Below are 19,511 nucleotides of genomic sequence, written 5' to 3'. Positions count from 1 at the left end.
CTTATGACAATGAAAACAATATTGGCAGGGGCAACGCTTGCCGCGAGCCTTTCAACGACAGCTTTTGCTGACGACCCAACCAAGGTTGGCTTTATCTATGTTGGGCCTGTCGGCGACGGCGGCTGGACATATGAGCACAACCAAGGCCGCTTGGCTGTTGAAGAAGAATTCGGCGACGCGGTTGAAACTGTGTTCGTTGAAAGCGTTCCAGAAGGTGCAGACGCTGAACGCGTTATGCAGCAGATGGCACTTGGCGGTGCTGACCTGATCTTTACCACATCATTCGGTTACATGGACCCAACCATCAATGTCGCAGAAAAATTCCCTGACGTGATGTTTGAACACGCGACAGGCTATAAGCAAGCCGACAACGTGTCTGTCTATTCTGCACGCTTCTATGAAGGCCGCGCGGTACAGGGTCACATTGCGGGTCAAATGACCGAAAGCAACGTGATCGGCTATATCGGGTCATTCCCAATTCCCGAAGTTATCCGTGGTATCAACTCTGCCTATATCCATGCCAAGGCTGTAAACCCTGACGTCGAGTTCAAAATCGTTTGGGCCTACACATGGTTTGACCCTGCAAAAGAAGCTGAAGCCGCAAGTGTTCTGATCGAACAAGGCGCTGATGTGATCTTGCAGCACACTGATTCAACCGCACCACAAGCCGCAGCACAGGCTGCTGGCAACGTTGTGACATTTGGTCAGGCGTCCGACATGGCTGAATTCGGCCCGTTCCCACGGGTATCCTCCATCATCGATGACTGGGCACCTTATTACATCGCCCGGACCCAAGCTGTCATGGACGGCACATGGGAAAGCACAAACACTTGGGATGGTATCGGCGCTGGCATGGTTGGCATCGGTGAAATCTCTGACGCGGTGCCTGCTGACGTGAAAGCATCCGCTGAAGCGCTCCGCGATAGCCTCGCATCTGGCGAATACCATGCCTTCACAGGCCCGCTGAACAAACAAGACGGTTCTGCATGGTTGGCTGATGGTGAAACAGCTGACGACGGCACATTGGCCGGCATGAGCTTTTACGTTGAAGGTCTGACAGGCGATATCCCACAATAAGCCTTGATAAGACCGTTTTCGAAAAGGCCTCACCGAAAGGTGGGGCCTTTTTTGGTATTTACACTACCCTTGGCAGTTACGCAGATACGATTCCTCGTCTCAAAGGCATCACTTGCCATGCTCTAATTGCAGGGACTCGCCTTTTTTACCGTCATTCACGCGCCGGCCACCCCTTCCACGAACACATTGATGACATAAATTCACCCATAGCGGGTATTTCGCACTATTTCCAATAGCGTGTCAGGAAAACCACACTAAAATAGTAAATTATTACTGATGACCATCGAGCCCTATAATGCAGGGAGCAATTAACAATCTAAATCAGCACCTTAAGATAACGAGATTTAGATGGGATTACTTTTCTTTCACCGTCCCGCCTGCAGAAACGCACGACCGAAGCCTAAAACGATTACGAATCTTTTTGATTATACAGTAAAAAAACAACCAGCGATAGTACTCGGAATTAGGGCAGTCTGCTTATACAAAAGTATAGGTTGTTTTTAGTCACCATTGGGCGGAAATATGCTCATAGATTTTTACAGTTTGAACAACGAGTTATGGAGAACAATCATGGGCCTTAGCGTCTTTAAATCTTACCAAAATCTAGTTTCAGCGACGGCACTGTCGGCCGCGCTCATTACTCCCGCCGCGACAATGGCTGGCGAAGTTTCGCTAAAGTCCGCTGACGGCACGGTTAACCTTGTAGGTGAGTTCGTCTCTTTCACAGATAACAACTACGTCATCCGTACAGCACTTGGCGAACTACGTATCGCAGCATCACGCGTGAGCTGTGAGGGTGCGGACTGTCCGACCTTTGGAACCGCCGATGCGGACATCAACATCGCTGGGTCTGATACGATTGGTCTTGGTGTGATGCCGTTGCTGCTTTCTGGTTACGGTGCAAACCTGAACGCCGACGCGACACAAACTGGTACAGGTACGGACGGCCAGTTCATCACCGAATTGGTTGGTGACGAAGGTTTTGGTGATCCGTTGGGATCTTACCTTGTAACGTCCACTGGTTCTAGCGATGCGTTTAGAACGTTGCTGGACCGCTCAGCACAGGTCGGCATGGCATCCCGCCGTATCACACCTGATGAAGCACGTGCCCTGCGTGCTGATGGCGCAGGCAATATGGTCAGCATCGATAGCGAACACATCATTGCGGTCGATAGCTTGGTTGTCATCACACACCCAGACAACCCTGTGAAAACGGTCACGATGGAGCAACTCCGCGGTATTTATAGCGGCGCGATTTCGAACTGGTCGGAATTGGGTGGCGAAGACGCTGTTATCACATTGGTTGATCGCCCCGCTGATTCTGGTACCCGCGCAGTCTTTATGAACGGTGTATATGGCGATCAGGTCCCTGCGCCTTTGTCAGACACCATCGTTGTTCCTGGGAACAACGAAATGGCTGCACAAATCAACGCAGATGAAACGGCCATCGGCTTTGTGGGCTATGCGTTCCAACGTGGTGCAAGCGCGCTGACATTGGTGAACGATTGCGGGATCACAATGACACCTGACGCGTTCTCGGCGCGGACACAAGAATATGCGTTGCAACGGTTGCTATATCTCTACACACGTGACGATACCGCAGATACAGCCACAATGGATTTCATCCACTACGCTGAATCCGAAGCTGCAGACGAAGTGATCGCCAAAGCCGGGTTCATCGACCTTGGCATCGACCGTCGGGCACAAACACTTGATGGTGGCCGTGCACGTGCGCTGCTTGACCCAAGTGCCGATGCCTACGAAGGCGGCTTCATGCGCGAAATGCTGTCGCAGATGGTTGACTATGACCGCCTGTCAACAACATTCCGCTTCCGCACCGGGTCCCAAAACCTTGATGAGCGCGGCATCTTGAACCTTGAGCGTTTGACAGATTACCTGGAAACGCAGCCTGAAGGCACCAAGATCATGTTCGTTGGGTTCACAGACGATGTGGGCGCTTTCGACAGCAACCGGACTTTGTCGCAATCACGTGCGGAACAAGTACGTGCCGAATTGCAAAACATAGCGGGCGATCGCTTGGCCGGAATTGAAATGGAAACAGCGGGCTACGGTGAAATTTCACCATCAGCGTGTAACAACTCTGAAAACGAACGCCAGATCAACCGCCGCGTTGAAGTATGGATCGAAGCCGCGAACGGCTAAACCATCGGGCGGGCGCACCCCAGCGCCCGCCACCATTTCCCCTATTCTCTCTGTTAATTCCCGATTAGTGCACGCCATGCGCGCGCTGCTTTGATGCCGCATCTTTTGGATGCCTACGGCGACCGGAACGCAGATCCTCAAACACGACTGCCAGACGCAGCCTGTGGCATGCAAATCTGGCGACGCATAGGAGTTTACGATGACACCTTTTAAAACCACCAAACTGTTGGGCACAGCTTGTATTGCGCTGATGACGCTCGGTGCGACTGCCCCACAAGCGCAATCGCTTGACCCCGCCCTTTATGACGGTGGCAAGGCCCGGGTAAACCGCGCCTTTGCACTACGCGGCATGACCGAAGCCCTTGCCTCTGCGAGCTGCCGCTATGACGGCACATATGACCAAGAAACCGCGCGCGTCGATCTTCAGCACGTTCACGACTATTTTGACGCGATCTTGCATGGGTTAGAGCATGGCGACCGCGCGCTAGGGATGCCCGGCGAAGAAACCACACCACGGATTTTGCAAGCGATCGCAAAAACGCATGAACTTTGGGACCCGATGGAGGCCGCCTCGCTTCATATGCTTGAAGGGACCGCAACAGACGAAGAAGTCGCGATCATCACCGAAGGCTACCACGCGCTTTTTGAGCAAACAGACATCATGGCCGCCGACATTTCCGGCGAATACACCAACCCGCAGGAATTGCTACAAAGCGATGCAACTGTGCTGAACTTTGCGGGCCGTCAACGTATGTTGGCACACCGCATGACACGCGCGACCTGCGAACTTGCGCATGGGATCCACCTCGAAGAGGCGCGCCTTGAACTGGCAGATACAGTCGAAACGTTCGATCTGACTTTGAACGCATTGCGCGACGGGCTGCCTGCTGCGGGGATCAACCCACCGCCAAATGAAATGGTCCAAGCGGAACTGGACAAGGCCCATGCCGCTTGGCAAGAAAACCGTGTGATCTACGACGAAATCCTGGGGGAAGTACACGCGGCAACACCCGAGGACGTCATCGCCTCAAATGCACTCACGACTGAACTCGTGCTTGAGATGAACAACATCATCACGCTGTATCTGATCGCCGCACCGGGCAAAAAAGGCACCTTCCGAGTCCCGCTCGAGGCATATGTTGATGCAGAGCTGCGGACTTGGGCTGCGGACCCACGCGTGATCGACGCAGTCAAAGCACAAAACATCACCAACGCTGGCATGGCCGAAGATGCCGTGATCGCGCTTGACCAGCAGTGGCGGGCAGAAGCCTCTGGCGATGGTGGACCACTGATGACAACGGCTTTGGAAAACGATGTGTCCGCATGGCTGCGCATGCACCAAGAAGAAACCGCTGGCTTCGTGACTGAAGTGTTCATCATGGACTACCTCGGCTTGAACGTCGCACAAAGCGTGGCAACCTCTGACTTCTGGCAGGGCGATGAAGCCAAGCACCAGCAGACCTACGGCGTTGGACCAGATGCGCTGCACATCAGCGAAATCGAATTTGATGACAGCACCGGCTTCTACCAAGCCCAAGCATCACTGACCGTCGTTGACCCAGACACCGGCGAAGCCATCGGCGCAATGACATTCGGGATCAATGTCCAAAGCCTGATGTAAGCCACGAAATACCACTCACGAACGAAGGCGCGGCGCAGCAATGCCCGCGCCTTTTTTGTGCTACCAAGCCGCACCCCATTGACGGAGGCGGCCCAAGCGTAAACAACCTATGCGAATATTGCGTGAAAGGTTGCCCAGATGAAACTCTCGATCCCTGAACCCAAGATTGAACTCTACAAAGATGGTATATTTAAACCCGACACGCTAAATCGCAAACCAATGGCGACAAAGCTGTCCAACTTGGTCGAAAGCATCGACGACCCGCTGGTCATCGCCCTTGATGGAGGCTGGGGCAGCGGCAAATCCGTGTTTTTGAAATGCTGGGTCGGCGAACATCTCAAAACCCACCCCGACCAAGCGACCACGCTCTATTTCGACGCGTATGAGCATGACTATCTAGATGGTCCACTGATTGCACTGACAGGGGCGCTGGCAGATAGGTTAGACGAAGAAGAAACTTCCCCGGCCCTCTTGGCGGGGTTACGAAAAGCAGCGTATAAGCTGCTACCAATGATGGCCCGTGCTGGGCTTGCCGTCGTAACCGCAGGAAGCACCAAAATCGCAGACGAGTTAACCGCTGCGCTCATCAATCAATCCTCCGAAAACGTTGAAAAAGCTGCCGAAGCCTATTGGAAACAAGAAGACGGGCGCCGCGCTGCAATGGAAGAATTCCGCGTCGCCCTCACGGCACTCACAAAGCCAAACGAAAAAGACGAGCCACAACAAAAACTAGTCATCGTCATCGACGAACTCGACCGCTGCCGCCCCGATTACGCGCTACAAATGCTCGAAGTCATCAAACACTTCTTCGCCACCCCCGGCGTCCACTTTGTGCTGGGCACCAACATGCAAGAATTGGCGAATAGTGTGAGGGCAACGTATGGGGCAGGGATAGATGCGGATCGGTATCTGCATAAGTTTGTACGGGTACGAATGCCTATGCCCGCTGGTTCGGATCGCAGGCCGTCACACGGTTATGCGGTAGAACACTTTGGGACCATCGCCGAAAAACTTGCGATCCCCCAAGACGCTTGGCGCGTATTTAACAGCTACTTGTGTGCGCTTAATCAGGCCATACCGCTAACGCTCCGCGACGTTGAACAACTGACAACGCTAATCGCTGTAACGCCATGTCAACATTTTGAAGATAGTCCAGAATATCAGATTTTTGCGGGGCTGCTGATCATCAAGGTTCTCAAACCGGCTTGGATTGGTCTCGCGCGTACAAACCAACTGGAGTACGATAACCTCGATTCGATGTTCAGGATGCAAGAATTGCACGGAGGAAACACCCTCGTGCCAGACCCGCAAATGTGCTGGCAAGCCTGCCTAAATCACCTAGCCATTGCGGGGAATCAAGAAGTAAAAACTTCACTGGGCGACCATTTTATGAACAGGACCCGAAAAACAATTATCCCGGACCTTTCCACCCAATCCCTTGACGCCTTCGAACTCCCGTCTGATTAACCCTCCCCTTGCCTACGCCGCGCGCACCTTTTAAGTGGGGAACAAGCTTTATCAAAAGGAACCGCCGAGCATGGCCAGCAATCAATTTGTCTATTTCATGGACGGCGTGTCCAAGACCTATCCCGGTGGGAAAAAGGTATTTGAAAACATCCGCTTGAACTTCCTCCCCGGTGTGAAAATCGGTGTGGTCGGTGTGAACGGCACCGGTAAATCGACCCTGATGCGGATCATGGCGGGCCAAGACAAAGACTTCGTCGGCGAAGCATGGGCGGCTGAGGGCGCACGCGTGGGCTATCTGCCACAGGAACCCGAGCTTGACCCGAACCTGACCGTGCGTGAAAACGTGATGCTGGGCGTCGCTGACAAAAAGGCGATCCTTGATCGCTACAACGAAGTTGCGATGAACTATTCCGAAGAAACCGCCGATGAAATGGCGCAGCTTCAAGACCAGATCGACGCGCAGAACCTCTGGGACCTTGACGCACAAATCGACATCTCGATGGAGGCCCTGCGCTGCCCCCCCGACGATGCAGATGTGACCACACTTTCGGGCGGTGAAAAACGCCGGGTGGCCCTGTGCCAACTGCTGCTCGATGCGCCAGATATGCTGCTGCTCGATGAGCCGACCAACCACCTTGACGCCGAAACCATCGCATGGCTGCAACAGCACCTAATTGATTACAAAGGCACAATCCTGATCGTCACCCACGACCGGTATTTCCTTGACGCGATCACCGGCTGGATTTTGGAGCTGGACCGCGGGTCTGGCATCCCGCACGAAGGCAATTATTCAAGCTGGCTTGAAGCCAAAGCAAAGCGGCTTGAGCGCGAGGCAAAAGACGACAAATCCAAACAGCGCACGTTGCAGCGCGAATTGGACTGGATGCGCCAAGGCGCCAAAGCCCGCCAAGCGAAATCAAAGGCGCGGATCGCGTCCTATAACGAAATGGCCAGCCAATCTGAAAAAGAGAAAGTCGGCCGCGCCCAGATCATCATCCCCAACGGCCCGCGTCTTGGGAACAAGGTGATCGAAGTCGAAAACCTGAAAAAAGCCATGGGTGATAAATTGCTGGTCGAAGGGCTGTCATTTGATCTGCCACCGGGCGGTATTGTTGGCGTGATCGGGCCAAACGGTGCGGGTAAATCCACGCTCTTTGGGATGTTGACCGGGCAGGTTGAGCCCGACGAAGGGTCTGTGACCTTCGGTGAAACCGTGAAACTTTCTTACGTTGATCAGTCGCGCGATGCGCTGGCTGATGACACCACCGTATGGGAAGAAATCAGCGGCGGTGCGGAAATTATTGAGCTTGGCGACGCGTCTATGAACTCGCGCGCCTATTGCTCGGCCTTCAACTTTAAGGGCGGCGATCAGCAGAAAAAAGTCAGCCTGCTGTCGGGTGGTGAACGCAACCGCGTGCACATGGCGAAACTGCTCAAATCCGGTGGCAACGTGCTGCTGCTCGATGAGCCGACCAACGATCTCGACGTTGAAACGCTCCGCGCGCTCGAAGACGCATTGGTCGATTTCGCAGGCTGCGCCGTGGTCATCTCGCACGATCGTTTCTTCCTCGACCGGATTTGCACACACATCCTAGCTTTCGAAGGCGACGCCCACGTCGAATGGTTCCAAGGCGCATTTTCCGACTACGAAGAAGACAAAATATCACGCCTCGGCGCAGACGCGCTGGAACCAAAGCGGATGAAACATAAGAAGTTCGTAAGGTAGCCAGCTAAACAACGCCTATGGTTGGGCCAGCTTTGAAACGAATCAAGAAGGGTAGCACCTAGACTACCCTTCTTGGTTACAGGCCGCGTTAGCGAAGCTGCGCAATTGGTATTTGCTCAGCTAAAGAGCAGCTTTAGGGCTTACCAAACGTACATCGCTTGCAAGAAGCAACCTAGAGCGGTGCAAGCGTGTTCGGATAGCACCATTGTTACGTAATACTTCAGTTACTTTCGAGATCACCTCGACGGTCCTACGTGCGAAGCGGTAACCTTGAAGCAGGCATGATGGTAAGAGATTTGCATAGCTACCATTGCACCCAAAAGTATTTGGTCTATTTTTTACAACAGGACACACGAACAATGAAATTCACAGCTTTAGCAATCGCGACACTTTTAGTTGGCGCAACTACAGCGCATGCGCAATCCGCCCCCGCATACTATGCCGGTATCGCCTATTCATCGTTTGGCGGAGAAAACGATTATATCGACTACGACGCACAATACGACCTGATCGGAGATGTCGCCGAAGTATTCTTTGGCATCGACTATGAGATGAACGGCTATATCTTGGGCGGTGAACTCGCGCTTACGACTGATGCCGTCTACGAAGATGGTTATGAAGACGAGTGGGAATATACATCCATTGTCGACCTCAAAGGACGTGTTGGCTATCAAGTTGGCTCGTTTTTACCTTATGGTGTTATGGGGCTTTCGGTAAGCGAATTTTATGACGACGGTGATAAAACAACTCAATCTGGGTTGATTGTCGGCATAGGTACCGAATACAGCATCAACGAACAATTCAAAGTCGGCGTAGAATTTGCGAGACGCTCATACGATTTCGCTGCTGACGGAAGTGATCTTGAGGGCACAGTTGACAGCGGGTCGCTCCGTGCGGCCTACACCTTCTGATCAAGCGCAAGATTCAAGTGACAACGCGTCATAAAACCGCGTTGTCACATTTGCCCGTTATTCTGAAACCTCAATTTAATACAATTTTTACTTGATTTATTAGGTCTAAGGTCCCACATGGGGATTGCAGACGTTATCCAACTCGACCCGCTGTTTTCCAATACGGCTACAGTCTATCGATCTTGCACTGACTAAGCCAAGCTATCGCAATTCTGCGGATAGCATTGATAAATAAAGGAAAACACGATGGCTACTGGCACCGTGAAATGGTTCAACACAACTAAAGGCTTCGGCTTTATCGCTCCTGATGGTGGTTCTAAGGACGTATTCGTTCACATCTCCGCTGTTGAGCGTTCAGGCCTGACAGGTCTGCGCGACGATCAGAAAGTTACTTTCGACATCGAAGCTGGCCGTGACGGTCGCGAATCTGCGGTTAACCTCGCACTCGCATAAGCGTCTCAAAGAATTATGTGGCACGCGGTTGACGCGTGTCACAGCCCCGGCATGCGGTTTTGCGCTGCCCTTTGCTTCCCCTTCCCAAAATTGTTGATTTTGTCGCGCAGTCTGCCATGATTGACACGCGACGTTAAATTATCGACCGCTGTCTGCTTTTTCGGCCCAGTCCATCGATCTAACTTTGACTGCGCCAAACCGCTGCAGTTCCGCGAGCGGATGATATTGAAGGAAGACAAGGACATGGCTTCAGGCACTGTCAAATGGTTCAACACCACAAAAGGCTACGGCTTTATCGCGCCCGATGGCGGCGCTAAGGACGTATTCGTTCACATTTCTGCGGTCGAGCGCTCGGGCCTAACGGGTTTGCGCGACGATCAAAAAGTTAATTTTGATATTGAAGCAGGCCGTGATGGGCGCGAGAGCGCAATTAACCTCACCGTCGCTGACTAAAGACATAAGACCACAAAATTCAAAAGGGCGCCGCAATGATCTTCGCGGCGCTCTTTGCTAGTGCCTAGGCAACGCTGCGCCCGGCGGCCCAGACCGACTGTACAAGCGGCAGGTCGTTCACCACGGCAAAACGCATCACATCCGCGCGTTTTCCAATCGCCAACACCCCACGATCTTCAAGATGTACCTTCTGCGCTGGGCTTGATGTCACGGTAGCTATACCGCGCGCCCAGTCGTCCCAGATTTGCGCAACCTGCACAGCACCAAGAAGCAGCGCAGCCGGAACGTAATCGGATGAAAGAATGTCCAACCGGTCCAAACGCGCCAGCTCATGCGCCGCCACATTGCCAGAGTGTGACCCGCCCCGTACAAGGTTCGGCGCCCCCATGATTGTTGCAATCCCAGCATCGTAGCAGGCATTTGCGGCCTCAACAGTCGTTGGGAATTCAGCCAATGTGATGCCATGCGCGTGGCTGGTGGCCACCTGTACTGCTGTTGTATCATCATGGCTGGCCAAAGTCGCACCATAGCGCTGTGCGGCGGCAACGGCAGCTTCTTCATGATCTGCCCCCAAACGCGCTTGCAAGGTCGTCAAAAATTCCACATAGGCCGGAAACTCTGCCCGATCCATACCATGTTTCCCGCACACATAGTCTTCGTATTTTTGGATGTCGCTGAATTGGCGCTGTCCGGGGGTGTGGTCCATCAAAGACACGATCCCGATCCGGTCAGCCTCACCAAATTCGGCCAGCTCATCAACAAGCGTTTCAGAACAGACTTCGGCGCGCAGGTGGATATGGTGGCTGATTTTGAGCGCCCCAAGGTCGCGCATTTGGAGGATTTCATCGGCCATCTGCCGCGCGTATTTTCCATAGCGTTTGCCATTCCCCGACACGATGGATCCAACGCGGATCGCGTCAAACACAGTGGTAATCCCGCAGCCAGCCAATTCTCGGTCATGCGCCACAATGGCGGCGCGGTGCGGCCAGTCGACCTTTGGCCTTGGGCTTATGTGGCGTTCAAGATTATCCGTATGCAGTTCGATCATGCCAGGACTTATAAAATCGCCGTCGCAATCGATTGCCCCGTTGGGCACCTGCGCACCCTGCGCAATATCCGTGATGGTACCGCCCTGCATTTTCAGGCTTCCGGTGATCACCTCTTCTGCAAGAATGATCTGGGCATTGGCGAGGATTGTTTCATCTGTCATGGATCTGTCACGCTACCTTGGCAAAGAGTGGAATATGTTTGAACGATACGCAATTTTCTACACCCCACCGCCCGGCCCATTCGCTGATTTCTGTTCTGCATGGCTGGGTTGGGATAATCGGGCGGGGCGCGCTTGCCCCCATCCGCAAATCGCTGATTTTGATGTGGCTGCGCTGACGCAAACGCCGCGCAAATACGGCATCCATGCAACTCTGAAAGCGCCGTTTCGGCTGGCGACAGGTTGTAGCCCAGACGATCTGGAAGATGCGACGGCAGCCTTGGGCGCGACCCTGCCCGCCTTCAACTTGACAGGTCTTGCGCTGAAGCATCACCGCGGGTTCTTGGCATTGCGCCCACGCGGTGACGTCACCGTGCTGAACGCATTCACGCAAGCGATCGTTGAGACCCTCGATCCGTTCCGCGCCCCTGCGCCACCCGAAGAGCTGGCCCGTCGTCGCAAGGCGAACCTGACCGAGCGGCAAGAGGCGAACCTGATGACTTGGGGCTACCCCTACGTTGACGCCGATTTTCATTTCCACCTGACCCTGTCGGGACGCATTGACCCCGGTCTTGGCGCAGATGTGACCGACGCGCTGGCGCCGCATCTGCTGCCGCTGGTGCCGCGCCCGTTTCCGATCAATCAAATCTCGCTGATGGGTGAGGATGGCGCTGGTATGTTCCATGAAATCCACCGCTACGACCTATCGGGGTAAAGCAGGTTCAAGGCCGCGTTGACTGTAACATCGAGCGTCCCACTATTGTCGATCTCATGCGCGTGGATGCCATCGGGCAGTGCAAAACTTGCGCGGTCCAATCGCCGGGCTACTTGTTCTACTGTCTCGCGGCCACGCGCCAAAAGCCGCTTTTCCAACACGTCGCGCGATGCCGTCAGCGCAATAAATTCGGTATTCGCGAACCGCCCCTGTGCGGCGGCCAACTGCGCACGTGACAGATTCGCCAGCACGTCTTGCCCAGATGCAAGCACATCATCTACGCCCACAGGGATGCCATAGCGCAACCCATGTGCTGGCCATGACAAGGCAAATTTACCAGCGGCTTCCATCGCCGAAAACTGCGTCTCGGTCACACCGTCAAAATCTTCGCCACCTGCTTCACTGGGCCGCGTGATCACACGGCGCACCGGTACAAGCCGGGGTTCAGCCGCGGCCATGGCGTGCATGACACTGTCTTTGCCAACCCCCGATGGGCCAACAACGCAGATAAAGCGCGCGGTCACGCCGCCGCCTTTGGGGTAAAGCCCGTCACGTCAATCTCGCGGTCACACACGCGGTCTCGTGCAGCTTCGTCATGGAAAATCCCGATAATTGCAGCGCCGCGCGCCTTGGCCTCTTCGATCATCGTCATCACGACTTCACGATTTTTGCCGTCAAGGCTCGCGGTCGGCTCATCCAGCAATAAGGCTGGATAGTTATAAGCAAACCCACGCGCAATATTCACGCGTTGCTGTTCGCCGCCAGAAAACGTTGTCGGGCTAAGTGCCCAAAGCCGTTCGGGGATATTCAGATTTTCAAGCAAGACCTGCGCACGCGCCAAGGCCGCACCGCGTTCAACCCCGGTTGCCAACAAAGGATCAGCCACAACCTCGACCGTCGGGACACGCGGCACGACACGCAAAAACTGACTGACATAACCCAATGTATAACGGCGCAACTGCAATATTTCGCGCGGCGCGGCAGAGGCGACATCCACTTCATCGATCATGATCCGGCCAGCCGCGGACAAATAGTTTCCGTAAATCATCCGCATCAGCGTTGATTTGCCCGAACCAGATTGCCCGACAAGGGCCACGCATTCGCCCGGTGCCACCTGTAATGACGCGCCATCCATGACCGGGATCGTCGCGGCACCTTGATTATGCAGGGTGAACGACTTTGATACGTTTTCGATACTGATCATCGTATAATCCTTATTCAAACCTGCAACACCGACGACACCAACAGCTGGGTATAGCCGTGCTGTGGATCATCAAGCACCTGATCGGTTAGCCCGGTTTCAACCACATGCCCGTCTTTCATCACCATCAATCGATCGGCAAGCAGGCGGACAACAGCCAAATCATGGGTGACGATAATTGCGCTCAGGTTCATTTCGCGCACCAATCCGCGCAATAGATCCAGCAAACGTGCCTGCACAGACACATCCAAGCCACCCGTTGGTTCATCCATGAACACCAAGCGCGGCCCGGTCACTAAGTTCCGCGCAATCTGCAACCTCTGCTGCATGCCGCCCGAAAATGCTGTGGGGCGGTCATCAACGCGGTCGGCGTTAATCTCAACCCGGCCAAGCCAATCAGTCGCCTGGTCGCGGATGTCGCCATAGTGACGCGCACCAACAGCCATCAGCCGTTCGCCGACGTTGCCGCCAGCACTTACATTCATGCGCAGCCCATCGCGCGCATGTTGATGCACGAAGGCCCAATCCGTGCGCGACAGCATCCGCCGTTCTGGTTCAGACATCGTGACCGTGTCACGCATGCCATCCACGCGCGTGTCAAAATTCACCGCGCCCCTGTCCGGCGCGAGATGCCCCGCGAGACAATTCAATAGGGTCGATTTACCTGATCCGCTTTCGCCAACGATACCCATAACCTCACCGGGATACAGATCAAACGATACATCCTTGCAGCCAATTCGGTGGCCGTAGAACTTTGAAATTCCACCAACATTCAACAGCGGGTTCATGCTGCATCCTCCGCATAAGGGACACCTTGCGCACCGATATGGCCAGCCTTACGCCGCGAACAGCAATAATCCGTGTCTGAACACATAAACATCCGTTTACCTGAATCGTCGACGATCAGCTCATCAAGATAGCTGTCAGTGGCGCCGCATAGATCACAGGCGTGATCGGCTTTGCTGGCCTCAAACGGGTAGTCTTCGAAATCAAGGCTGACAACATCCGTATAGGGCGGCACCGCATATATGCGTTGTTCGCGACCCGCGCCAAACAGCTGGATGCCCGCCATATTGAGTTTTGGATTATCAAACTTAGGGATCGGCGACGGGTCCATGACATAGCGGCCTTCAACCTTCACCGGGTACGCATAGGACGTCGCAATCGCGCCGTGCTGCGAAATATCTTCATAAAGCTTCACATGCATCAGCCCGTATTCTTCAAGCGCATGCATCTTGCGGGTTTCGACCTCGGATGGCTCTAAGAACCGAAGCGGCTCTGGGATGGGCACCTGATAGACCAAAATCTGATCGGCGCGCAGGTCTTGCTCTGGGATACGGTGGCGGGTCTGGATGACGCTGGCCTCGCCCGTGGCTTCTGTCACGGCAACATCTGCGGTCTTTTCAAAAAACCGGCGGATCGACACGGCGTTCGTCGTATCATCGGCCCCTTGGTCAATCACCTTAAAGGTATCGTCGGGCGTCAAAACAGCCGCTGACACCTGCACGCCACCCGTGCCCCAACCATAAGGCATCGGCATTTCGCGGCTCGCAAATGGGACCTGATACCCCGGAATCGCCAACCCCTTAAGGATCGCGCGGCGGATCATCCGTTTCGTTTGTTCGTCCAAATACGCAAAGTTATAGTCAGACATGCGCAGCACCCCATATCATCTTGCTAAAAATACTCTCGCCGAAGGCGTTGGCGCTTGCGCCAAAACAAATACTCACTCTGCCGCCTCCTGTACCGCTTGCGCTTCGCGGCGCAATTTCCGGATCAGTTCCAGCTCGGATTGGAAATCGACGTAATGCGGCAGTTTAATATGCTCCAAGAACCCGGTGGCTTGGATATTGTCCGCGTGATACAGCACAAATTCTTCGTCTTGCGCAGGCGCCCCGACATTGTCTTCTCCCAACTCTTTCCAGCGCAGTGCGCGGTCAACCAAAGCCATCGAAATCGCCTTACGTTCCGTCATGCCGAACACCAGCCCGTAACCACGGGTGAATTGCGGCGGCTCTGTTTTGGACCCTTGGAATTGGTTAACGGTCTCACATTCGGTCAATGTGACCTCGCCGATATCAACTGCAAATCCCAGTTCAGGGATGTCCATTTCAACGGGCACAGCACCGATCCGCAATTCCGCGACAAAGGCGTGGTTGCGCGCGTAGCCGCGTTGCGTCGAATAGGCCATGCCAAGGATGAACCCTTCGTCGCCGCGTGTCAGCGCTTGCAAACGCAGCGCACGGCTCGCGGGCAGTTCAAGCGGGGCGCGGGTCAGATCGTCGGGCACTTTAGGGCCGGCAGGTTCATCTTGGATCAGATTTTCACGATCCAAGAACGACATGATATGTGGCGTCTCAGCGGGTGGCGCATCTGTCATTGGCGCTTGCGGGGCCTCACCATCGGCGGCGAGCTTGAAATCAAGCAGACGGTGCGTGTAGTCAAACGTCGGCCCAAGCACCTGCCCACCCGGCGCGTCCTTAAACGTCGCAGAAACACGCCGATCACATGCCATTTTTTCGGTATCGACGGGTTCGGACCCGCCAAACCGCGGCAACGTCGTGCGGTAGGCGCGGATCAAAAAGATCGCTTCGATCAGATCGCCGCGCGACTGTTTGATCGCAAGTGCCGCCAAATCAGGATCATAAAGCGATCCTTCCGCCATCACCCGATTCACTGCCAAGGCCAATTGTTCGCGAATTTGGGCGACCGATAATTCAGCGACGGATGTATCCCCACGCCGTTCTTCTGCAAGCCACGCATGGGCGTTATCAATCGCCTTTTCGCCGCCCTTTACTGCAACATACATCTAAGAAACCTTTGTCGTCCGTGGCAAAGCGGCAAGATCGCTTTGGCAGGTGAATATGAAATCAAGCCCCAATGGGAACAGCAGCGCATTGTTCCGAAAGGCCGCAACATCAGGCAATGAAAGCGTCGCCTTGTCCTTAATCCCTGGCCCGCGCAACGTCGCACCTGTGACACTCAAGTGATCTGTTTCTACAATCAATGTGGCCGACCGATCTGGGTATTCAGACGTGCCAATCGCAAAGTCATGCAACGGCAGATCATCCCATGCGCCCACGGCAAAGGCGGCGTTGTTGGCCTCCGCAAATGGTGCACCTGTATGAAAAGTGATCCACGCCCGCACTTCGTCTGTGTCAAATTTAGGCGTCAGAAACACGGGCGTTTCGGGGTCGCACATCGTCAACAAGACAACCCCCGTTGCAACAGAAAGCGGCGCCGGCGGCTGTGCACCTACTACCGTGTTAATCGTGCCAGGCTGTGCCATCGCGGTCATGATTTGGCGAAACGCGCGGGCTGAATCGGTGGGGGCCTCGACGAACCCTCCCTCTAGAATTTTGGCCTGCATCAATCTTCTCCTCGAACCATGGTAAAGAAATCGACCTTTGTTGCAGCAGCTTTAGCAGCGCGGGTTTGCTTGGCCGTTTCGGCGATCTTGCGCAGCGGTGCCAAAACGGCAGCCTCCACTTGTGCGGCCAAATCGGTTTGCATCAACGCATCAATCTGCGCCGCAACTTCGGCCTTTTTCTTATCGCGACCCTGCACATAGGCGTGACCAACGGCCCCGCTGTTCAGCGTCACGGAACAGCGCGTCACCGTCATTTCGCCTAAGTTAAATGCAGCACCAACGGCACCCGCCCGCCCGCGCACCATCACGCCGCCAATCTCGGGGGCGCGCAGAAACCGGAAGTCTGGCGCGATATCAGCCTTGTCCCAAATCTGAGACAAAACGCCCGCATCGGATTTTGCCAGAAGGCTCATCCATGTTTTGCGAGCAGCGTTTGGATCGTTCTCTTTTGTCATCTAGACACCTTGTGTGTTTGTCTAAATTAATATACAACTAGACAAATATTAGGCTATGTCATTCGTGACTGGCAATCCCCTATGATGTGAAACTTTTGTAACGCTATGGCTCGCACTGCAATCTGGACGTCGATCAGCGCCGCGCTGACAAATGATATCGCCGAAGGGCGCTATGCCCCGGGTGACAAACTCCCGACGGAGGCCGCGCTATCGGCGCGTTTTGGTGTGAACCGTCATACGGTGCGTCGCGCACTTGCCGCGATGGCAGACGAAGGTCTGGTCCATGCGCGACGCGGCGCCGGGGTGTTTGTGGCGCTGACGCCAACAGATTACCCGATTGGCCGCCGCGTTCGGTTTCACCAAAACCTGACTGCGGCTGGCCGCGCACCAGCCAAACAAGTCCTCGCACTTGAAACCCGTGCAGCAGATGCCCGCGAGGCCGAAGCGCTTTCCCTTCACGCGGGCGACCCGGTGCATGTCTATGACGGGTTATCTTTGGCCGATGACCAACCCATCGCGCTGTTTCGCAGCATTTTCCCAGCGTCGCGATTTCCAGACCTATGTGACCATATCGCCGAGACCAACTCTGTGACCGCAGCGCTTAAACGGCAAGGCATCTCTGACTACACCCGCGCCACGACCCGGTTGACCGCAAAACAGGCCAACGCGACCCAAGCCCTTCATCTACGTATAACAGAGGGTGCACCGATCCTGCGCTCAGTCGGCATAAACGTCGACACTGATGATACCCCGATCGAATTTGGTCACACATGGTTTGCTGGCGACCGTGTGACCCTAACTGTTAACAATTCATAAATAAAACTGTCATACGGGCGATACATCGCCGCTTCATAGTAGGGCAAAACAACCTACAGGCGATACGTTTATGACACCCCCGATTGCATTCTTGTCCATGACTGGCGCGCAGATTTTGCGCGGTGGCCGCATTGAAACCGGCAATATATCGGTGCGTGAAGGTTTCATGCGCGATGACCCAATTGGTGGCGGCCCGAGCATCAACCTCGCGGGATACTATATCCTTCCGGGCATTATTGACCTGCACGGCGACGCGTTTGAACACCACCTTGCCCCGCGCCCAACAGCACCGTTTCCGATGGCATTTGGGCTTGCGGGCACAGACCGCGACGCCGCAGCGAATGGTGTCACCACGGCCTGGATGGCGCAAAGCTGGTCATGGGAAGGCGGCGGGCGTGGTCCTGACTTTGCCGAGGACTTTATGCAGGCGCATGCAGATTTCCGCGATCAGATGTTGACTGATCTACGAATCCAAGTCCGCTGCGAAACCCACACGGTCGACACGCAAGACCGGCTGATTGCCGCGATTGAAAACTATGGCATCGATTACGTGATCTTTAACAATCACCTCGATGAGGCGCTTGAAATCGCGAAAACCCATCCCGACCGGATTGCAGCATGGGCGGCCCGCGCCGGACGCACAGCAGCCGAACATGTCGCATTGGTCGAAGCAACCCGCGATCAAAGCGAACAGGTTCCGCGCTACCTGTGTAACCTTGCAGCGGCCTTTGACCGGCTCGCTGTGCGCTATGGTAGCCATGATGACCCCGACGGGCATACCCGCGAATACTATTCCATGATCGGCGCGAAGGTTTGTGAGTTCCCAACCCAACGCGCCGCTGCCGCACTGGCGAATACATGGGCTGACCCAGTGATTATGGGCGCGCCGAATGTGGTGCGCGGCGGGTCCCAATCGGGTAATATTGCCGCCGTCACATTGATCTGCGATGGGCTTTGTGATGCGCTCGTGTCTGATTACCACTACCCAACTTTAGCACAATCCGCCTTTGCGCTTGACGACGCAGGGATCCTCGATTTGGCCAAAGCATGGGCGATGATTTCAACCCGCCCAGCCCGCATTATGGGTCTTGGCGATCGCGGCACGATCGCTGACGGAAAACGTGCTGATCTGGCCATTGTCAACTCCACAACCCGCCAGATCGAGGGTACAATGGCCGCGGGCCGTTGGTCGCACCTGTCGGCGGGCCTTGCACATCGGTTGACCCAAGCGGCCCCAAGGTTGCGTGTCGCTGCCGAATAGTCAGGCGTATTTCTCAAGAAACGCTTCGGCCTTGAGCCCGCGAAAATCGTCCAGCGCTGCGCGTAACCGGTCATGCGGCCAGTCCCACCACGCAAGCGCCATCATCCGGTCTGCAATACCATCCGTGAACCGCGCGCGTAGCGGCACCGCGGGGATACCCGCGACGATCATATAGGGCGGCACATCTTTGGTCACGATGGCGCCGCCTGCAACAACGCAGCCATGCCCAAGGGTGACCTCTGGTCGGATCTGTGCACCGTGCCCGATCCAAGTATCATGGCCAATCACCGCGCGCCGGGACTTGCGGTGCGCGAACCAATCTTCATCATGCGTCGCATCATCAAAATAGTCGGCAGAGCGATAGTGGAAATGATGCAGGCTTGCCTTATCCATCGGGTGGTCCGTCGCGCCTATGCGCACGTAGCTTGCGATGTTCGCGAACATACCAATTTCAGCGTTCGCAATATCGGCAAAGCGGTCGCAGTAAGAATAGTCGCCCATATAGCTATGCGCCATCCGGGTGCCGCGCCCGACCTCCGTGTAGCGGCCAAATGTCGTGTCCGCGATTTCGCAATCGGGGTGGATGAATGGCGTGTCCGCCGTTAGCCGCGCCAT

20 protein-coding genes are annotated in these 19,511 nt (G+C 55.0%); 11 read left to right on the top strand and 9 right to left on the bottom strand.

Going from position 1 to position 19,511, the window contains the following annotated elements:
* The first annotated feature begins 3 nt into the window (after window positions 1–3).
* The 8 genes from Yoon_RS13675 (at window position 4) to Yoon_RS13640 (ending at window position 9,871) form a co-directional block, all read left to right on the top strand.
* Window positions 4–1,077: a BMP family ABC transporter substrate-binding protein gene (locus Yoon_RS13675; RefSeq protein WP_238112896.1), complete on the top strand. Its 1,074-nt coding sequence runs from the start codon at window positions 4–6 to the stop codon at window positions 1,075–1,077.
* Between the two features lie 570 nt (window positions 1,078–1,647).
* Window positions 1,648–3,240, top strand: coding sequence for a phosphate ABC transporter substrate-binding/OmpA family protein (locus Yoon_RS13670; protein WP_238112894.1), 1,593 nt, complete (start codon window positions 1,648–1,650; stop codon window positions 3,238–3,240).
* Between the two features lie 199 nt (window positions 3,241–3,439).
* The gene (locus Yoon_RS13665; protein WP_238112892.1) at window positions 3,440–4,861 is read left to right on the top strand and encodes a type IV pili methyl-accepting chemotaxis transducer N-terminal domain-containing protein; all 1,422 of its coding nucleotides are present in this window, start codon (window positions 3,440–3,442) and stop codon (window positions 4,859–4,861) included.
* Between the two features lie 138 nt (window positions 4,862–4,999).
* The gene (locus tag Yoon_RS13660; protein WP_238112890.1) at window positions 5,000–6,328 is read left to right on the top strand and encodes a P-loop NTPase fold protein; all 1,329 of its coding nucleotides are present in this window, start codon (window positions 5,000–5,002) and stop codon (window positions 6,326–6,328) included.
* Between the two features lie 70 nt (window positions 6,329–6,398).
* Window positions 6,399–8,054 carry an energy-dependent translational throttle protein EttA gene (gene ettA / locus Yoon_RS13655; RefSeq protein WP_238112887.1) on the top strand — a complete coding sequence of 552 codons (1,656 nt, stop codon included), beginning with the start codon at window positions 6,399–6,401 and terminating at the stop codon, window positions 8,052–8,054.
* Between the two features lie 359 nt (window positions 8,055–8,413).
* Window positions 8,414–8,965: an outer membrane beta-barrel protein gene (locus Yoon_RS13650; RefSeq protein WP_238112885.1), complete on the top strand. Its 552-nt coding sequence runs from the start codon at window positions 8,414–8,416 to the stop codon at window positions 8,963–8,965.
* Window positions 8,966–9,211: 246 nt separating this feature from the next.
* Window positions 9,212–9,418: a cold-shock protein gene (locus Yoon_RS13645; protein ID WP_090195363.1), complete on the top strand. Its 207-nt coding sequence runs from the start codon at window positions 9,212–9,214 to the stop codon at window positions 9,416–9,418.
* A 243-nt stretch (window positions 9,419–9,661) separates the two neighbouring features.
* Window positions 9,662–9,871, top strand: a complete 210-nt coding sequence (locus Yoon_RS13640) for a cold-shock protein (protein ID WP_113778070.1) — start codon at window positions 9,662–9,664, stop codon at window positions 9,869–9,871.
* 64 nt (window positions 9,872–9,935) lie between these two features.
* Here Yoon_RS13640 and Yoon_RS13635 read toward each other — a convergent pair whose 3' ends face one another.
* The gene (locus tag Yoon_RS13635) at window positions 9,936–11,081 is read right to left on the bottom strand and encodes an alpha-D-ribose 1-methylphosphonate 5-triphosphate diphosphatase (protein ID WP_238112883.1); all 1,146 of its coding nucleotides are present in this window, start codon (window positions 11,079–11,081) and stop codon (window positions 9,936–9,938) included.
* Between the two features lie 34 nt (window positions 11,082–11,115).
* On the opposite strand from Yoon_RS13635, the gene Yoon_RS13630 reads away from it, so the two are divergent.
* Window positions 11,116–11,793 carry a DUF1045 domain-containing protein gene (locus Yoon_RS13630; RefSeq protein ID WP_238112881.1) on the top strand — a complete coding sequence of 226 codons (678 nt, stop codon included), beginning with the start codon at window positions 11,116–11,118 and terminating at the stop codon, window positions 11,791–11,793.
* Here Yoon_RS13630 and phnN read toward each other — a convergent pair.
* The 7 genes from phnN to phnG all read right to left on the bottom strand — a co-directional run bounded on the left by phnN (window position 11,775) and on the right by phnG (window position 16,819).
* Window positions 11,775–12,317, bottom strand: coding sequence for a phosphonate metabolism protein/1,5-bisphosphokinase (PRPP-forming) PhnN (gene phnN, locus Yoon_RS13625; protein WP_238112879.1), 543 nt, complete (start codon window positions 12,315–12,317; stop codon window positions 11,775–11,777). The two genes, Yoon_RS13630 and phnN, sit on opposite strands and share 19 nt — an antisense overlap.
* Window positions 12,314–12,997, bottom strand: coding sequence for a phosphonate C-P lyase system protein PhnL (phnL, locus tag Yoon_RS13620; RefSeq protein ID WP_238112877.1), 684 nt, complete (start codon window positions 12,995–12,997; stop codon window positions 12,314–12,316). The genes phnN and phnL overlap by 4 nt, the downstream gene beginning before the upstream one ends.
* 14 nt (window positions 12,998–13,011) lie before the next feature.
* Window positions 13,012–13,782 (bottom strand): phosphonate C-P lyase system protein PhnK, encoded by a 771-nt coding sequence (gene phnK / locus Yoon_RS13615; RefSeq protein WP_238112874.1) that lies wholly within the window; start codon window positions 13,780–13,782, stop codon window positions 13,012–13,014.
* Window positions 13,779–14,648, bottom strand: coding sequence for an alpha-D-ribose 1-methylphosphonate 5-phosphate C-P-lyase PhnJ (locus Yoon_RS13610; protein ID WP_255698863.1), 870 nt, complete (start codon window positions 14,646–14,648; stop codon window positions 13,779–13,781). The genes phnK and Yoon_RS13610 overlap by 4 nt, the downstream gene beginning before the upstream one ends.
* Window positions 14,649–14,720: 72 nt before the next feature.
* Window positions 14,721–15,803 carry a carbon-phosphorus lyase complex subunit PhnI gene (locus tag Yoon_RS13605; RefSeq protein ID WP_238112871.1) on the bottom strand — a complete coding sequence of 361 codons (1,083 nt, stop codon included), beginning with the start codon at window positions 15,801–15,803 and terminating at the stop codon, window positions 14,721–14,723.
* Window positions 15,804–16,364, bottom strand: a complete 561-nt coding sequence (gene phnH, locus Yoon_RS13600; RefSeq protein ID WP_238112870.1) for a phosphonate C-P lyase system protein PhnH — start codon at window positions 16,362–16,364, stop codon at window positions 15,804–15,806.
* A complete protein-coding gene (gene phnG / locus Yoon_RS13595) occupies window positions 16,364–16,819 on the bottom strand; it encodes a phosphonate C-P lyase system protein PhnG (RefSeq protein ID WP_238112869.1) in 456 nt (151 codons plus the stop codon). Before phnG ends, phnH begins: the two co-directional genes overlap by 1 nt.
* A 105-nt stretch (window positions 16,820–16,924) precedes the next feature.
* On the opposite strand from phnG, the gene phnF reads away from it, so the two are divergent.
* Complete coding sequence (phnF, locus tag Yoon_RS13590; RefSeq protein WP_238112867.1) at window positions 16,925–17,635, top strand: phosphonate metabolism transcriptional regulator PhnF; 711 nt, start codon at window positions 16,925–16,927, stop codon at window positions 17,633–17,635.
* 70 nt (window positions 17,636–17,705) lie between these two features.
* Window positions 17,706–18,896 (top strand): alpha-D-ribose 1-methylphosphonate 5-triphosphate diphosphatase, encoded by a 1,191-nt coding sequence (locus Yoon_RS13585; RefSeq protein ID WP_238112866.1) that lies wholly within the window; start codon window positions 17,706–17,708, stop codon window positions 18,894–18,896.
* On the opposite strand, the gene Yoon_RS13580 is transcribed toward Yoon_RS13585, so the two are convergent.
* On the bottom strand, window positions 18,897–19,511 hold the full coding sequence (locus Yoon_RS13580; RefSeq protein WP_238112865.1) for a chloramphenicol acetyltransferase: 615 nt from the start codon (window positions 19,509–19,511) through the stop codon (window positions 18,897–18,899). It abuts the gene before it with no gap.

It is taken from the genome of Yoonia sp. I 8.24, from assembly GCF_022096995.1.
Taxonomy (GTDB): Bacteria; Pseudomonadota; Alphaproteobacteria; order Rhodobacterales; family Rhodobacteraceae; genus Yoonia.
This window is presented reverse-complemented; position numbering and strand designations above follow the sequence as displayed.

Excerpts from the sequence above, each read along its gene's own strand:
- Yoon_RS13665 (WP_238112892.1), top strand. The coding sequence starts at position 3,440 with ATGACACCTTTTAAAACCACCAAACTGTTGGGCACAGCTTGTATTGCG.
- phnG (WP_238112869.1), bottom strand. The coding sequence starts at position 16,819 with ATGACAAAAGAGAACGATCCAAACGCTGCTCGCAAAACATGGATGAGC.
- Yoon_RS13585 (WP_238112866.1), top strand. The coding sequence starts at position 17,706 with ATGACACCCCCGATTGCATTCTTGTCCATGACTGGCGCGCAGATTTTG.
- Yoon_RS13580 (WP_238112865.1), bottom strand. The coding sequence starts at position 19,511 with ATGGCGCGGCTAACGGCGGACACGCCATTCATCCACCCCGATTGCGAA.
- Yoon_RS13605 (WP_238112871.1), bottom strand. The coding sequence starts at position 15,803 with ATGTATGTTGCAGTAAAGGGCGGCGAAAAGGCGATTGATAACGCCCAT.
- Yoon_RS13650 (WP_238112885.1), top strand. The coding sequence starts at position 8,414 with ATGAAATTCACAGCTTTAGCAATCGCGACACTTTTAGTTGGCGCAACT.
- phnF (WP_238112867.1), top strand. The coding sequence starts at position 16,925 with ATGGCTCGCACTGCAATCTGGACGTCGATCAGCGCCGCGCTGACAAAT.
- phnH (WP_238112870.1), bottom strand. The coding sequence starts at position 16,364 with ATGCAGGCCAAAATTCTAGAGGGAGGGTTCGTCGAGGCCCCCACCGAT.
- Yoon_RS13610 (WP_255698863.1), bottom strand. The coding sequence starts at position 14,648 with ATGTCTGACTATAACTTTGCGTATTTGGACGAACAAACGAAACGGATG.
- Yoon_RS13640 (WP_113778070.1), top strand. The coding sequence starts at position 9,662 with ATGGCTTCAGGCACTGTCAAATGGTTCAACACCACAAAAGGCTACGGC.
- Yoon_RS13675 (WP_238112896.1), top strand. The coding sequence starts at position 4 with ATGACAATGAAAACAATATTGGCAGGGGCAACGCTTGCCGCGAGCCTT.
- ettA (WP_238112887.1), top strand. The coding sequence starts at position 6,399 with ATGGCCAGCAATCAATTTGTCTATTTCATGGACGGCGTGTCCAAGACC.
- Yoon_RS13645 (WP_090195363.1), top strand. The coding sequence starts at position 9,212 with ATGGCTACTGGCACCGTGAAATGGTTCAACACAACTAAAGGCTTCGGC.
- Yoon_RS13660 (WP_238112890.1), top strand. The coding sequence starts at position 5,000 with ATGAAACTCTCGATCCCTGAACCCAAGATTGAACTCTACAAAGATGGT.
- Yoon_RS13635 (WP_238112883.1), bottom strand. The coding sequence starts at position 11,081 with ATGACAGATGAAACAATCCTCGCCAATGCCCAGATCATTCTTGCAGAA.
- phnK (WP_238112874.1), bottom strand. The coding sequence starts at position 13,782 with ATGAACCCGCTGTTGAATGTTGGTGGAATTTCAAAGTTCTACGGCCAC.
- phnL (WP_238112877.1), bottom strand. The coding sequence starts at position 12,997 with ATGATCAGTATCGAAAACGTATCAAAGTCGTTCACCCTGCATAATCAA.
- Yoon_RS13670 (WP_238112894.1), top strand. The coding sequence starts at position 1,648 with ATGGGCCTTAGCGTCTTTAAATCTTACCAAAATCTAGTTTCAGCGACG.
- Yoon_RS13630 (WP_238112881.1), top strand. The coding sequence starts at position 11,116 with ATGTTTGAACGATACGCAATTTTCTACACCCCACCGCCCGGCCCATTC.